The organism is Marinilactibacillus sp. XAAS-LB27 (genome assembly GCF_036039175.1).
GTDB lineage: Bacteria > Bacillota > Bacilli > Lactobacillales > Carnobacteriaceae_A > Marinilactibacillus.
Genome location: NZ_JAYXKP010000007.1, coordinates 99,925 through 113,682 on the forward strand (window position 1 = coordinate 99,925; position 13,758 = coordinate 113,682).

At 37.5% G+C, this 13,758-nt stretch carries 15 protein-coding genes; 11 read left to right on the forward strand and 4 right to left on the reverse strand.

The window, feature by feature from the left end; translation table 11 throughout:
* Positions 1-6: 6 nt before the first annotated feature.
* The 9 genes from VXN63_RS09720 to VXN63_RS09760 all read left to right on the forward strand — a co-directional run bounded on the left by VXN63_RS09720 (position 7) and on the right by VXN63_RS09760 (position 8,059).
* Positions 7-873 carry a class II fructose-bisphosphate aldolase gene (locus tag VXN63_RS09720; RefSeq protein WP_327757861.1) on the forward strand — a complete coding sequence of 289 codons (867 nt, stop codon included), beginning with the start codon at positions 7-9 and terminating at the stop codon, positions 871-873.
* Position 874: 1 nt separating this feature from the next.
* Positions 875-1,492, forward strand: coding sequence for an AAA family ATPase (locus VXN63_RS09725; RefSeq protein WP_327757940.1), 618 nt, complete (start codon positions 875-877; stop codon positions 1,490-1,492).
* A 115-nt stretch (positions 1,493-1,607) separates the two neighbouring features.
* Positions 1,608-2,300, forward strand: a complete 693-nt coding sequence (locus VXN63_RS09730) for an aspartate/glutamate racemase family protein (RefSeq protein WP_327757862.1) — start codon at positions 1,608-1,610, stop codon at positions 2,298-2,300.
* A 12-nt stretch (positions 2,301-2,312) separates the two neighbouring features.
* The gene (locus VXN63_RS09735; protein WP_327757863.1) at positions 2,313-3,215 is read left to right on the forward strand and encodes a LysR family transcriptional regulator; all 903 of its coding nucleotides are present in this window, start codon (positions 2,313-2,315) and stop codon (positions 3,213-3,215) included.
* A 93-nt stretch (positions 3,216-3,308) separates the two neighbouring features.
* On the forward strand, positions 3,309-3,848 hold the full coding sequence (locus tag VXN63_RS09740; protein WP_327757864.1) for a hypothetical protein: 540 nt from the start codon (positions 3,309-3,311) through the stop codon (positions 3,846-3,848).
* Positions 3,849-3,864: 16 nt separating this feature from the next.
* Positions 3,865-4,083: a helix-turn-helix domain-containing protein gene (locus VXN63_RS09745; RefSeq protein WP_327757865.1), complete on the forward strand. Its 219-nt coding sequence runs from the start codon at positions 3,865-3,867 to the stop codon at positions 4,081-4,083.
* A 291-nt stretch (positions 4,084-4,374) separates the two neighbouring features.
* The gene (locus tag VXN63_RS09750) at positions 4,375-5,274 is read left to right on the forward strand and encodes a glycine betaine ABC transporter substrate-binding protein (protein ID WP_327757866.1); all 900 of its coding nucleotides are present in this window, start codon (positions 4,375-4,377) and stop codon (positions 5,272-5,274) included.
* A gap of 158 nt (positions 5,275-5,432) precedes the next feature.
* Positions 5,433-7,034 carry a histidine kinase N-terminal 7TM domain-containing diguanylate cyclase gene (locus VXN63_RS09755; RefSeq protein ID WP_327757867.1) on the forward strand — a complete coding sequence of 534 codons (1,602 nt, stop codon included), beginning with the start codon at positions 5,433-5,435 and terminating at the stop codon, positions 7,032-7,034.
* A gap of 29 nt (positions 7,035-7,063) precedes the next feature.
* Complete coding sequence (locus VXN63_RS09760) at positions 7,064-8,059, forward strand: ion channel (RefSeq protein WP_327757868.1); 996 nt, start codon at positions 7,064-7,066, stop codon at positions 8,057-8,059.
* Between the two features lie 57 nt (positions 8,060-8,116).
* Here the strand turns inward: VXN63_RS09760 and VXN63_RS09765 are convergent, their stop codons facing one another.
* The gene (locus VXN63_RS09765; protein ID WP_327757869.1) at positions 8,117-9,070 is read right to left on the reverse strand and encodes an alpha/beta hydrolase; all 954 of its coding nucleotides are present in this window, start codon (positions 9,068-9,070) and stop codon (positions 8,117-8,119) included.
* Positions 9,071-9,309: 239 nt separating this feature from the next.
* Here VXN63_RS09765 and VXN63_RS09770 point away from each other — a divergent pair, with 239 nt between their 5' ends.
* Positions 9,310-9,591: a rhodanese-like domain-containing protein gene (locus VXN63_RS09770; protein ID WP_327757870.1), complete on the forward strand. Its 282-nt coding sequence runs from the start codon at positions 9,310-9,312 to the stop codon at positions 9,589-9,591.
* 48 nt (positions 9,592-9,639) lie between these two features.
* On the opposite strand, the gene VXN63_RS09775 is transcribed toward VXN63_RS09770, so the two are convergent.
* Positions 9,640-10,074: a YaiI/YqxD family protein gene (locus VXN63_RS09775; RefSeq protein WP_327757871.1), complete on the reverse strand. Its 435-nt coding sequence runs from the start codon at positions 10,072-10,074 to the stop codon at positions 9,640-9,642.
* 120 nt (positions 10,075-10,194) lie between these two features.
* On the opposite strand from VXN63_RS09775, the gene VXN63_RS09780 reads away from it, so the two are divergent.
* Positions 10,195-10,842 (forward strand): HD domain-containing protein, encoded by a 648-nt coding sequence (locus VXN63_RS09780; RefSeq protein ID WP_327757872.1) that lies wholly within the window; start codon positions 10,195-10,197, stop codon positions 10,840-10,842.
* 345 nt (positions 10,843-11,187) lie between these two features.
* Here the strand turns inward: VXN63_RS09780 and VXN63_RS09785 are convergent, their stop codons facing one another.
* Positions 11,188-12,558, reverse strand: a complete 1,371-nt coding sequence (locus tag VXN63_RS09785) for a M20/M25/M40 family metallo-hydrolase (protein WP_327757873.1) — start codon at positions 12,556-12,558, stop codon at positions 11,188-11,190.
* 193 nt (positions 12,559-12,751) lie between these two features.
* Positions 12,752-13,693 carry a CPBP family intramembrane glutamic endopeptidase gene (locus VXN63_RS09790; protein ID WP_327757874.1) on the reverse strand — a complete coding sequence of 314 codons (942 nt, stop codon included), beginning with the start codon at positions 13,691-13,693 and terminating at the stop codon, positions 12,752-12,754.
* Between the last annotated feature and the right edge of the window lie 65 nt (positions 13,694-13,758).

Genomic DNA, 13,758 nt, shown 5'->3' on the forward strand with positions numbered 1-13,758 from the left:
AATAGAATGTATACAACTTTGAAAAATGTAACGCAAACAGCAGAAAACTTGAACATGACAATCGGTGCTTTCAACGCACACAACTTGGAAATGATGCCGGAAATGATTCGAGCTGCAAAAGAAATGGGCTCACCAATCATTATTCAAACGTCAATCGCTACAGCAAGATATATTGGTTTTAAAGTAATGGTCGCTGTTGCAAGACAATTGGCTGAGGACGAAATGGTCGACGTTGCGCTACACTTAGATCACGCTCAGGACTTCGATGATATTAAAGAAGCTATTGATAGTGGGTATACATCCGTTATGTACGATGGTTCTCAATTACCTTTCAAAGAAAATATTGCTAAAACAAGAGCCGTTGTACAATATGCGCATAAACATGGGGCTTCAGTTGAAGGTGAATTAGGTACGATTGGTGGTACAGAAGAAGGGATTCATGTAGAAGAGGCAGATAGAGTCTACACGAGTCCAGAAGATGTAGTAGAATTTGTAAAAGAAACAGGCGTTGACGCTCTGGCTATTGCGATTGGGACAAATCACGGCCAGTTTAAATCTAAAACGGATGTTAATATTCCATTGTTGAAAGAGATTCATAAAGTGACCGATATTCCTCTAGTGGTTCACGGTGGAACAGGTGTAAAAGAAGAAGATTATCCAGACTTAATCAATAACGGTATCCGAAAATTCAACGTTGGTACAGAACTACTCGTTAACTGGACAAAAGAAGCCAAAGCTTGCTTCGCAGAAACACCCGTTAATAAATCTCTTCGTCACAATGTGATTCCTGCTAATTTAGCTGTAAAAGAAATCATTAAACATAAAATTGGATTGTTCATGAATGTGGATAGTCCAATCAAAGTTACTCAGTAAAGTGGAGAAATACTTGATTCTTTTAGCAGGGAGTCCGGCAACAGGAAAATCCTATTTAGTAGAAGAATTGAAACAAGTCTTACCGGATATGTTTGTTATCACGCCAGACGAAGGCAAAGAAGTGATTGCAGACGCGGTAGGGTTTAACAATCTCAAGGAAAAAGCAGCACTAGAAACACAAGTTTGGGACTTTTATTATGGGGTACTAAATCTTTACATGAAGATCGGTAAAAAAGTAATCCTTTCAGAATATCCGTTTAGCGAGAAACAAAGAAGAAGGTTATCAGAACTTTCAGCCCAGCATAAATACAAGGTCATCACCATTAGACTAGTCGCGGATTTCGATGTTCTATGGGAAAGGAGAAAGAAAAGAGACGTCGAACCTTCGAGACATTTGAGTCATATCCAGTCACATTACCACTATGGGGATGAGCTTGAAGACCGATCGAAAGCAGATCAGTTAATTACCAAATCAGCATTCAAACAGATCATAGAGTCTAGAAGATATAATGATTTTCAATTAGGGGAACTTTACGAAATAGACGTTACAGACTATTCGAAAGTGGATTATTCAGAACTTAAGCAGACACTGCAAAACAAGATCATGAACGACAAATAAAAAAGATGAACTCTTCTAAAGAGCAAGAAGAGTTCATCTTTTTATTTATCTCTAGATAGTTTTAAAGTAGAATGAATAAAAGAAAACAGGTTCAACTATTTAGGAGGTTCGAATAATGAAAAGAATCGGTTTGATAGGTGGTATGAGTTGGGAGTCTTCTAGTGAATACTATAGATTGATCAATGAGAAAGTGAAAGAACAACTTGGTGGGCTACACTCGGCAGAATGCATACTATATAGTGTTGATTTTGAAGAAATTGAACATTATCAGCAATCAGGTGAGTGGGAAAAAGCGGGCCAACGCCTTGGAGAAGCAGCAAATTCTTTGGAAAAAGCAGGAGCAGACTTTATTGTGATCTGCACAAATACGATGCACAAGGTTATTGAAGCGATTCAAGAAAAGATTACGATACCGATTTTACATATTGCGGACACTACCGCACAAGAGTTAAAAAAAGCTGGCATTAAAACAGTTGGCTTGCTTGGAACAAACTATACGATGGAACAGGATTTTTATAAGTCAAGAATTGAACAGAATGGCATTAAAGTAGTCGTACCGACGGAAGACAAGAGACATAAAATCAATGGAATCATTTTTGATGAGCTCTGTCTTGGGAAAATTGAAGACTCTTCTAGAATGTATTTCAAAGAAGCCATCGAACAATTGAAAACGATGGGTGCTGAAGGGGTTATCCTTGGATGTACAGAAATTGGTTTGCTGATTAAACCGGAAGATTCTGTTCTAGCCGTATTTGATACAACTAGTATCCATGCAAATGAGGCAGTGAACTGGTCACTAAGCGAGTAAGGAAGGTGCGTTATGTTAGATAAAAGAGTTTTATATTTTCTAGCTGTTGTTGAAGAAGGCTCTTTTTCTGCAGCTGGAAAAGCTCATCTGATTACGCAGTCTGCAATCAGTCAGCAAATTGCTTTTCTTGAAAGTGACTTGTCTGCCCAATTGTTTGACCGAAGTTTTTACAAGCCAAAACTGACAAAAGCTGGCGAACTATTTTATGCATTTTGGGATGAAACATTAGAAAGAGAAGCCGAGATGATAGTAAATCTGCAGGCTGTTTCTCGTATAGAAGGTCAGGTAATACATGTTGGAATAACTGGACCCTTGGAATCAAAAGATCTACCGAGTATGATCGCTTTCCACGAAGAACGCTTTCCAGAAAAAATCATCAAAGTGACTAAAGGTAGTTTCAAGTCTTGTATGCGACAACTTGAGGCGGGAGATTTAGATGCTGTATTTGGTAGGCTGGATGAATTATCTGCACAGTCAACAATTGAAGCTACGCCATTGATTCAATCAGATATTTGCATTATCTGTTCACCAAACCATCCTTTAGGAAAACAAAAGGCAGTTACTTTAGAGGAATTAGGAAATTATCCGATTGTTGCTCTATCACAGAAAGCTGGACCTGATTATTTTACAGAGTTTAAGCAGATCATCAGGGAAAAGAAAATTGAGCTGAAGCCTGTATTTTATGTGGATAGTGTAGAGGAACTTACTAAATCGATACAATTGAATAAAGGAATTTCTTGGGCAGGGAAAACGGTTGTGGGAAAAACGGATAAGTTCAAGGTGGTTGATTTAGAATCAACTTATTCTAGTGCAATATGTGGAATAGGTAAACGCAAACGAAATCAGCGAGAAGATGTACAAAACTTCATCGAATTATGTGAGACCTATTTTAAAAATGAATACGCGTCTATATAAATAGGATGATAGTAAATATTTAACGATAATCGTTAATTAATTATTGACTATTATAAATAATGCTGATATTCTCTGTTTAAGGAGGCGTTTTGAATGAATAGAAAAATTAGTTTACTTAGTAGAAGTGTCAGTATTATATTAAATGTGTTCATGGGCTTAATTTTATTTCAGATTGTCTATTTCATGTATTTTGTATTTTCAGATACATCATTTGAACTTGATACGCAGTTACCAAATGGCATTATGACCATACTCAGTTTTGGGCGACAATCAGGAGAAATTGATCAAACACTTGTTGGAACATTGAATATAATCGTTTCATTTTCACTTCTTTTTACCACGTTGATAGGTTATTTTATCGTTAGTAAACTTTTCAGTGATATGGCTAAAAGCGAAGTTCCGTTTAAAAATTTTCAAGTTAAAAAGATATACATACTATCGATATTATCTTTGATCTGTTTTTTAATTCTTACAGTTTTACCTAATATCCTTTATGCTGTATTTTTAGAAGGGACTTATGTACAAGTCAATGTTGATGGTGGATTATTATTGCTTTCAATAATCTTTTATACACTAGCTGAAATATTTAAATACGGAGAGTCTTTACAAAAGGATGTCGACGAAACGTTATAGCATGGAGGAAAAAACAATGGCCATTATTCTTAGATTAGATCGGGTTATGGCCGATCGTAAAATATCTTTAAAAGAATTATCAGAAAAAGTTGGAGTCGCAAATGTGAACTTATCTAAACTCAAAACAGGTAAGGTAAGTGCTGTACGTTTTTCAACATTGAACGCAATTTGTAAAGTACTTGAATGCCAACCGGGAGATATTTTGGAATATATAGAAGATGATGATTCAGAATAAGAAAAATTCAATTGAGTATTATGGTTTATTAAAAAGTAGTTTCTTCTCGGGAAACTACTTTTTGTATGTGAAATGCTATATAATAGTTAAGATTATTCAAAAAAATAGCGGAATGGTAGGCTTTTTTGATTCTCTTCCCAGGTTATGTTAACATAATTAGTGGAGTCTATTGAAGATAAAAAAAGAGTACGTCGTTCAATTTCTGATTTTAGGAAAACAAATTGAGCAGAAATACATATCGTCTCTTTTTAAAAACGATCTTCAACGGACTAATTTTTGAGGAGGAAAAGAATGTTTTATCGAAAATCTATAGGAACACTGTCAATTGTATCAGGGGCTTTGCTACTTGCTGGATGTAGTACCGGTGAAGGAGCAGAGGATACAGGCGAGACCCATTTAGGAGAAGCGCTCGATTACACGATTACTGGGACAGAACCAGGAGCAGGCTTAACTCAAATGGCTAAAGATACTATAGAAACATATGACAACCTGAGCGACTGGAATTTACAGGAAAGTTCTGCTGCTGGAATGCTGACAGAACTGGACCAAGCCATCCGAAACGAAGAGCCAATCATCATTACAGCTTGGGCGCCACACTGGAAATTTGAAGAGTATGATATTAAATTTCTAGAAGATCCAGAACTAACCTTTGGAGAAACCGAAAGTATTCATACCATTACAAGAATGGACTTCGAAGAGGACATGCCAGAAGCTTATAAAATTATAGAACAATTCAACTGGGAAGTTGAAGATATGCAAGATGTCATGCTAGAGGCAAGAGAGAAACCCTTTGAAGAAGTTGCAGCACAATGGGTAGAAGACAATCAAAATAAAGTTGAAGAATGGGTATCTGGAGCAGAAAACGGTAATGGAGAAACCGTTGAACTCGTTTCGACACCTTGGGATACGGAACGTGCTTCAGCAAACGTCATGAAAGTCGTACTAGACCAGCATGGATTTAATACAACAATTTCCAGTGTTGATCCGGCCATTATGTTTAGTGCCATTGCAGCAGGCGAAGGTGATGTGAGTTTAGCACCTTGGCTACCTGGCTCACATGGTGCATTTATGGAAGAGTATGGAGAAGATATCAATGATTTAGGGGCAAACTTAGAAGGGGCCCGTAGTGGCTTAGCCGTTCCTACGTATATGGACATTGATTCTATTGAAGACATCCCAAATATGAAGTAAACAAAATGAATAGTATAAAAAATAGACAGATCACTCATCCAAATATGAGTGATCTGTCTATTTTGGTTATTTGTCATAAATTGTTCTTAAAGCGTTTTGTTCGAAATTGAGATAACTGTGCTATAGTAAAATAAAAACAAAGTATAGAGGTACAAACTATGCACGGACAACTATTGGCTTACATATCCGTTACCGCAACATCGGGTGTTCTGAATTTATACTTATTTCTATATATTTTTCGTAAACGACATCTATACAAAAGCATATCTTCTTATTTCTTGCCGTATATAGGTACAATCGCTATTTACTGCATGGGTTCCGCCTTCGGTATGCTTTCTTCAAATCTTGGTGAAATGAAATTCTGGACGATTGTTCTGTACTTCGCGTTGCCCTATGCTTCTCCATTAGGTTTGCTGTTTATTTTGAAGTACTTGGGGTTCAACATCAAAAAGAAACAAATTGGTGGCCTATTGATTATTCCGGTGATTACAACTGGATTGGTCCTTACAAATGATTTGCATCATTTGTACTATAGAGTATACGAGGTTCATCCTGTATTAGGCGCGCCTTTTTTCTATCAAGAAATTGGGTTCTGGTACCTACTCCAAGGGATTCTAACATTTGGTTGTATGCTAGGCGGTTTCTTAATGTTAGCGTCCAGATATAGAGAAATGTCTAAACAATATCGTCCGCAGATTCTAGCGCTTCTTTTCGGGCAATTTTTACCGATGACGACGGCTTTTGTTTATTTAATTGGTTTAACTCCTGAAGGGATCGATCCTGTACCCATGGTCATGTGGATCTCGACCTTACTTTATTTTTGGGCAATCAGTTCATCAAGACTATTCAGCTTGATGCCCGTTGCAAAAGACGTGATATTTAATAGTATCAATGATGCTGTTATGGTACTGGATGAATCTTTAAGGCTAGTCGAAATCAACCAAGCGTGTAGAAGTCATTTTACGCAAGTCAATCGGTCGTTTATTGGTTTGGATATTCAAGATATATGGGAAACTTTATTTGATAAACCTTTCGATATGAAAATCGGTATGGCAGAGATCAAAACTCAATTAAATGATGAAAAAATTTATCAGGTACGCTTGTCTTTACTAGACCCTGCCCATAATGTAGATGGTTTTTTGATTATTTTTACGGATATCACAGAAGTCAAAAAGCTTCAGAATCTTCTGGAACAACAGGCTTATTACGATGATTTGACTCAAATTTATAACCGACGCGCTTTTCTAAAGCAGTGTGAAATTGACTATGAACAGTCAATTTTAGAACAAACCCCGTTTTCTATCATGATTATGGACGTGGACTATTTCAAAAAAGTGAACGATGTTTATGGTCACCATATGGGAGACCGCTTGTTAGAACACATTGTTAAAATTTGCCAGAATAATTTAGTGAACGAAGAACTTTTCGCTCGGTATGGCGGAGAAGAATTTGTTTTTGCAATTAAAAATTGTACGCAATTACAAGCGGAGGCATTAGCAAACCGTATTCGATTAGCTGTTGAAAGTACGCCGTTGATCACGTCAAAAGGTGAAATTAGTGTAACACTTAGTTTAGGCGTGGCAGAGTCTATCAGAGATGTAGGAGAAACGGTATCAAATCTTTTGAATAAAGCAGATACAGCTTTATATCGAGCAAAGGAAACAGGAAGGAATAAGGTTAATGTCTATACGGAAGAAATGACTGAGTCAAGTTCGTCCTACTTGGAGAATCCAACTAATCCTATTATGATGGAAGTGTGATAAAAAGGATAGGATAGGTGGCAATTAACATGAATTGGTTTTTCTATATCTCAGGAGTTATCGTAATCGGGTTAGCAATTACGGATCTAATCTGGACAACACTTTGGGTTGATGGTGGGGCAGGTCCTCTTTCCAAAAGGTTAGCAGAAATAATTTGGAGAGTGTTTAACCGACTGGGAAGCATAAAAAATAAGTTTTATGATTTCGTCGGTCCGGTAACATTAGTAAGTACGCTATTTTTATGGTCCTTTATGATTTGGGCAGGATTTTCATTATTCTTTTCAGGAGATCCTACTTCTATCAGTAATACTTCTAGCCCAGATAGTCCAATTGTCTGGTATGAACGGATTTATTTCACTGGATTCACACTGTTTACGCTTGGTCTTGGAGATTACGCACCAAAAGCAGGAATTTGGCAGATTGTAACGACTCTAAATTCAGGTGCAGGCATCTTGTTTTTGACTTTATGCGCTTCGTACATTATTTCTGTTGTAGATGCGGTTGTTCAAAAACGATCACTTGCAATGAGCATAACAAGTCTTGGAAATAAAAGCATAGAAGTGATCGAAAATGTTTGGAACGGCAAAGATTTTCACAATATAGACTTGGTACTAGTAGATGTTTCTTCTAAAATTAGCCAGTTAACGGAACAACATCATGCTTATCCTTTGCTCCATTTCTACCATAGTAGTAATCCAAAAGAATCTGCTTCTGTAGCGATTGCTATACTGGATGAGACGCTTACGATTTTAAAGAGTGGGTTAGCAGAAGAAAATAAAACGAATTTTTTACTGATTCAGAGTACGAAATCGAGTATAACAACCTATCTGGAAAGTCTGACCGAAGCTTTTGTGAATCCTTCTGATGTAGCTCCACCGATTCCAGATATAGATCCTTTAGTTAAAAAGGATTTACCACTTATAGCTGCTCGAGATTTTGAGGAGTTGTTCTCAGAGCAAGAAGACCGTAGAAAAAAACTGATGGGCGCTATACAAGTCGATCACCATACGTGGCCGGATCAATAAAATAGAAAAAACGATACTTACGCAGAAAAATAGCTTCTGGTGAGTATCGTTTTTTGATTATAGGGTGTGGTCTAGTGAAACATACTTTTCAAGGAAACAAGAGACTCTACGACGGTACATAGCTTTATCTGTTACGTAGGCATAAGCATGTTCCGCTCCAGGAACGATGTAAAGTTCCTTAGGAGAAGCATTTGCTTCGTAAAGCTCATAAACCATCCAAGTTGGAACAAAGTGATCAGCGTCTCCATGAATGAATAACGTCGGCGTTTGATTTTTCTTCACTTGTTCAAGCGAGCTAGCTTCTTCAAACCAATAGCCTGCACGAATTTTTGTCACTAAACTGGTCATTTGAACCAATGGGAATTTCGGAAGTTTGTACATATCTTTTAACTGATGGGTAACTTCCTCTTCTACCGAACTAAATCCACAATCTTCAACGATTGCTTTAACTTGTTCTGGTAGTTTTTCGCCACTCACATTCAATACAGTGGCGCCACCCATACTGATACCGTACAGAATAATTTCGGACTGTTCCCCGTGACGTTGGATCATTTGATCGATCCATCTTAAATAGTCGTTTCGTTCATGCCAACCGAATCCAATATAATTTCCTTCGCTGGAACCATGACCTCTTGCATCAGAAACTAGGATATTAAACCCTAAGTCATAAAACAATTTAGCAAAAGGCGCCATATCTTTTAAGCTACCACTATAACCGTGGGCAATTAAAGCAACTTTGCTTGACGGTTTTTCTGCTGGAATATAAACACCAGAAATTGTCAGTCCGTCTTCAGAAACAATCTGCGTTACTTCGTGGTCTACGTCGTTATACCATTGTTTTTCAGCCGCCCATGGATCATCCGGATGAATCGTAGCGTGATCGAATTCTTCAATAAAAGGTTTCTTTGTGTTAGCTACAGCGGTTTTGTAAAAGTAATTACCGGTTAGGGTCAAAGCACCTACGGCAGCACCTAAGCCACCTAATACTGTAGCGATTGTTTTCTTTTTCATACGTTCGGCTCCTTCAATACGTTCTTCTGTTGACTATCGTAACATATTTTCATGATCATTTTATGAAGGAAGTCATTTACTTTAAAAGAGTTTTTGAACAAGACTTTTTTCGATTTGCATCGAGAGGCATTAGTTCCCCAATTCGCATTTTGTCGTTTTATTTTCTCCTTTTTATGAGATACTATGGAATATAGAAAAGTTCCACTACTTGTAACAGAGTTGAAAAGGAGTGACGTAAAATGTCCGAAATAACTGTTGGAGAATTGAAAACCCATTTGGAAGAAGTCAACTTGATTGATGTAAGAGAAACAGAAGAGTTTGATCAGGGGCATATTGAACAGGCGAGAAATATACCATTATCTACGTTAGAATATCAACTGGATGCATTTGATCCAGCCAAGACTTATCACGTAATTTGTCGTTCTGGGAAAAGATCAGCTAGAGCTAGTGACATTCTTGAACAGAGAGGCATAAAAACTGTAAACGTAACAGGCGGTATGTTAGCTTGGGAAGAACAGTAAACGAACTGAAAAGGCTCGACAATAAACGTCGAGCCTTTTTTAAGCAAATTATAAAAATTGCTGGAACAGTTTTCGGAAAGTTTCTTTATCTTCAGATGTAAATGCCTTTGGACCCTTAGTGCGTTGTCCGCTTTTACGTGCCATGGCACTGAAATGTCTTGTTTCGAGTAACTGATCGATATTATCAGAAGAGTATCGGAAACCCTTATGATGCAGGACAATACAACCTTTTGGGAGCAAAAGAGAAGCTAAACCGTAATCTTGTGTCACGATGATGTCGGAGGACTTAGCAAGTTGAACAATTTTAAAGTCAGCGGAATCTGCGCCATGTTCTACGTAAACGCGTTTTACGTATTCGGGATAATCTTGAAGAGAATAATGCGCAATACTGGAAACGAGAACCACCTGAATATCTTTATCTTTAACTTCTTCAATGACCACGTCTTTTACGGGACAGGCATCAGCATCAATTAGAATTTTCATGGGATATTAAACCCTTTCTTTTAAATAGAATGAGGAACTCAGTACAATGAACTGTTTTCCACAGTGTAGCATAAAATAGGGTAGACTGAGAAAAAAAGTAGAACGGAAAGAAGGAATTTGATGAATGAGGAAATCGTCTTGAGTACAGCAGAAATGGTCCGCTCAAGGTTAACAGGAGAAGGATCAGGACATGACTGGTTCCATATTGAACGCGTATGGAACAACGCGATTAAAATCGGTAAAGCCGAAAAAGTAGATCTATTCGTTGTGCAATTGGCCGCTTTACTGCATGATCTTGCAGACGATAAGATTGTTTCTAGTGAAGCAGAAGGGGTCTCTGAAATTAATTACTGGCTTGAAGGAGAAGGTGTGCCATCTGCTGTCATTGAACACGTGTTATCGATCATCCAGACAATGTCTTATAAAGGCGGAAACAATCACTTATATGGGTCACTTGAAGCGAAAGTCGTTCAGGATGCAGATCGTTTGGATGCTATTGGAGCGATTGGAATTGCTAGAACTTTTGTGTATGCCGGGAGCGTGGGTAATCCAATATTTGACCCGCAGTACACTGTTCGAGAAAACATGACTAAAAAAGAATATCGTGAAGGAAAAAGTAGTGCCATCCATCATTTTTACGAAAAATTACTAAAACTAAAAGAACTGATGAATACCGAAACAGCCATCCAGCTTGCAGAAGACCGTCACCAGTTTATGGAAATCTATCTGGAACAGTTCTTCAAAGAATATACGCTAGAAGACGAATAAAAAACCGCAGTTTTGACACTTGAGGGCTATTAGGCTTCAGAGTCGAAACTGCGGTTTTTAAATAGTGTCAGTTTGAAGAATACGTGTCCGATTGTTGGAACTGAGATCGAAATAGCAGTGAGTTTAAAGAATACACGCCTGATTGTTAGAACTGAGATCGAAATAGCAAGTCAGTTTGAAGAATACGTGTCTGATTGTTGGAACCGAGATTGAAATAGCAGTGAGTTTGAAGAATACACGTCTGATTGTTGGAACTGAGATCGAAATAGCAAGTGAGTTTAAAGAATACACGTCTAATCTTAAAATTGAGTACGTTTAAGTATACTAATTTGAGAAAATCCTACTTTAAATTTGATCTCCAAGGTATAAAATGGTCGCACAAGTTGTTCGAATACCGTCTAAATATTCTTTTTCGCCGATATTTTCATTAGGTGCATGGTTATCTTCATCCACATTGGCATAAGGAATCGTTAAAGATGGAATACCTAAGATATCTGTGAAGATATACATCGGTCCTGTCCCGCCAAGAGCCGGCAGAACGACTGGGGATTTACCGTGTGAGATTTCTACTGCCTGAATCACTTTTTGGACAATCTCCAAGTGCATAGGGGTTCTAGAAGGTTTGACACCACCTAAATAGTCAACAGAGATGCTGCTTTTTGATTGAAATTGTTTAACATGATTCAAAATAGAGTTAAAAATCTGATTTGGATCTTGATCAGCGGCTAAACGCATGTCGATTTTTACCTTTGCTTCACTTGGAATAATGGTTTTAGTACCTTCTCCGGTATATCCACTCCCAAATCCAGCGATGTTAAAAGTTGGAGAGAGACAGAGTTTCTTATAATACTCTTCAACAGACATCTTGATTTCATCGATACCAATGACTTCAGCAATCGCGTCTGGATTGAAGGGTAGCGAGCGGATATGATCCAGTTCTTCTTCCGTTGGTGTCAGAATGTTGTCATAAAAGCCATCAATTAAAACGGTCCCTTCTTCGTCAACCATAGAACGAATCAAGTTGATGAGGTCCATTGCAGGATTGGGCGCAATATTTCCTTTGTTTCCAGAATGGTTATCTCTTAAAGCGCCTTTAGCATTCAATTCAATATACAAAAGACCACGATTTCCTAAAGTAACAGAAGGCTGATCTTTTCCTTCCATCGGTCCATCTGCTGTGTAGGCAATATCTGCTTTCAGCAAGTCTTTATGTTTTTCAGCGAAAGCCTCTAAATTGACACTCCCCTTTTCTTCTTCCCCTTCAAACAGAAATTTTACATTTATCGGTAGTTTGCCATAGAGTTCCAACAAAGCTTTCACAGCGAGGACATGTGCAATCAGCTGTCCTTTGTTGTCACCAGTCCCTCTTCCAAAGATTTTACCGTCACGAATGGTTGGTTCAAAAGGTTCTGAATGCCATAATTCTAAAGGCTCAGGTGGTTGAATATCGTAATGGCCGTAAAACAAAACGGTCAAGTCATTATCAGGATGCAAAACTTCTCCATAGACTACAGGAAATCCTTCAGTTTCTAATATCTGTGTTTCAATTCCAGCGTCAACCATCATTGATTGAAGTAAATCAGCACACTCTAGAACCCCTAAATTTTGAGCACTGATACTCGGTTGCCTAATTAATTTAAATAGTGATTCCATATGAAAGGCTTTTTCTGATACTAGTTTTATAGCTACTTCTTTGAATGTTTCATTCTGGTGCATAACAATCTCCCCCTAATTTCGATCTATTCGATAGTCTTGCTTGAAACCAAGTATACATAAAAATGAGAAAAGATACATTAAAATTGAAGTATTTTCTCATAATAAGCAAAAATCCCGACACCTTCCTTTAAACAAAGAAAGGTGTTGGGACGAAATAGATTTCTAGATAAGCAGTTCGCTTGTAGATGTATCATTAAAAATCCTCAAAGTGCTCAATATCGTCAAGATTTTGCACAGGCTCGTGCTCCAAAAGTTCAGACGGAATATTCGTCAAATAAGGAGTGGCGTCTGCTTTTAATCCCTTACCGTATTTTTTGATGAATAAGATTGTTACAGCCAGAATAATCACGAAAACTATGGAATAAAGCGTGAGTTCCTGAATGAATTCTGCAGTAGGATTGGCAATGATGTACAATTCTTCTAGACTAGCGGTATCACTTGTAAAGAGTGTAGGTATGATGACGATAAAGTTATAAAGCGCATGGGTCAGAATAGGGTAGATGAGTTTTTTTGTCTTGGTGTATACTACGGCACACAGAAATCCTAAAATCAGTTGCGGAAAGAACAAAGAGTTAAAATGGATGATCATAAATATGATCGAGCTGAATAGAATACCTTTCCAAGTTCCATACTTCTCTGACCACTTATTCATCAACACACCTCTAAAGAAGACTTCTTCAACGATGGGCGCGGCGATAACTGTAATAGGAAAAAGGTAGAGGAAAGAAGGCGTCTCGACTATTAATTCATCAGGATTCAATCCCATATAAGAGATGAAAAAGGTATAAAAATCTGTGAAAGACAAAAAGATGCGCAAAGCAAAATAGATAAACAAACTTCCACAGATAGCGACTAAAATGGTTAGTCCAACTACTGGAAGTAAATGTTTCTTCTCAGGTGGACCTTCTCCAGTAATTCCAGTCGTGAAGACGTTTTGTTTGGATAATTGACGAATAATAATTTTATAGATCAGGAAATATAAAAATAAATTAACCATTAACCCAAAAACTTCCGGGTAATTTTCTTGCATGGCAATGAACAAAATAGTATTAGCAATTTCGATACCAATCATCGTGAGCACGCTTCGCCAGACAATAGCCCAGATGGATAACTTTTTCAATGAATTTATGTACATATAGAAGACCCTCCAGATATAGATGTAATCGTTTATATATTAATATAAAGAATGTATCATACATT

Bases quoted from the DNA above. Each gene is read 5' to 3' on its own strand.
- VXN63_RS09775 (WP_327757871.1), bottom strand. From the start codon at position 10,074: ATGAAAATTCTAATTGATGCTGATGCCTGTCCCGTAAAAGACGTGGTC.
- VXN63_RS09755 (WP_327757867.1), top strand. From the start codon at position 5,433: ATGCACGGACAACTATTGGCTTACATATCCGTTACCGCAACATCGGGT.
- VXN63_RS09770 (WP_327757870.1), top strand. From the start codon at position 9,310: ATGTCCGAAATAACTGTTGGAGAATTGAAAACCCATTTGGAAGAAGTC.
- VXN63_RS09760 (WP_327757868.1), top strand. From the start codon at position 7,064: ATGAATTGGTTTTTCTATATCTCAGGAGTTATCGTAATCGGGTTAGCA.
- VXN63_RS09720 (WP_327757861.1), top strand. From the start codon at position 7: ATGTATACAACTTTGAAAAATGTAACGCAAACAGCAGAAAACTTGAAC.
- VXN63_RS09785 (WP_327757873.1), bottom strand. From the start codon at position 12,558: ATGCACCAGAATGAAACATTCAAAGAAGTAGCTATAAAACTAGTATCA.
- VXN63_RS09745 (WP_327757865.1), top strand. From the start codon at position 3,865: ATGGCCATTATTCTTAGATTAGATCGGGTTATGGCCGATCGTAAAATA.
- VXN63_RS09730 (WP_327757862.1), top strand. From the start codon at position 1,608: ATGAAAAGAATCGGTTTGATAGGTGGTATGAGTTGGGAGTCTTCTAGT.
- VXN63_RS09735 (WP_327757863.1), top strand. From the start codon at position 2,313: ATGTTAGATAAAAGAGTTTTATATTTTCTAGCTGTTGTTGAAGAAGGC.
- VXN63_RS09765 (WP_327757869.1), bottom strand. From the start codon at position 9,070: ATGAAAAAGAAAACAATCGCTACAGTATTAGGTGGCTTAGGTGCTGCC.
- VXN63_RS09790 (WP_327757874.1), bottom strand. From the start codon at position 13,693: ATGTACATAAATTCATTGAAAAAGTTATCCATCTGGGCTATTGTCTGG.
- VXN63_RS09750 (WP_327757866.1), top strand. From the start codon at position 4,375: ATGTTTTATCGAAAATCTATAGGAACACTGTCAATTGTATCAGGGGCT.
- VXN63_RS09780 (WP_327757872.1), top strand. From the start codon at position 10,195: ATGAATGAGGAAATCGTCTTGAGTACAGCAGAAATGGTCCGCTCAAGG.
- VXN63_RS09740 (WP_327757864.1), top strand. From the start codon at position 3,309: ATGAATAGAAAAATTAGTTTACTTAGTAGAAGTGTCAGTATTATATTA.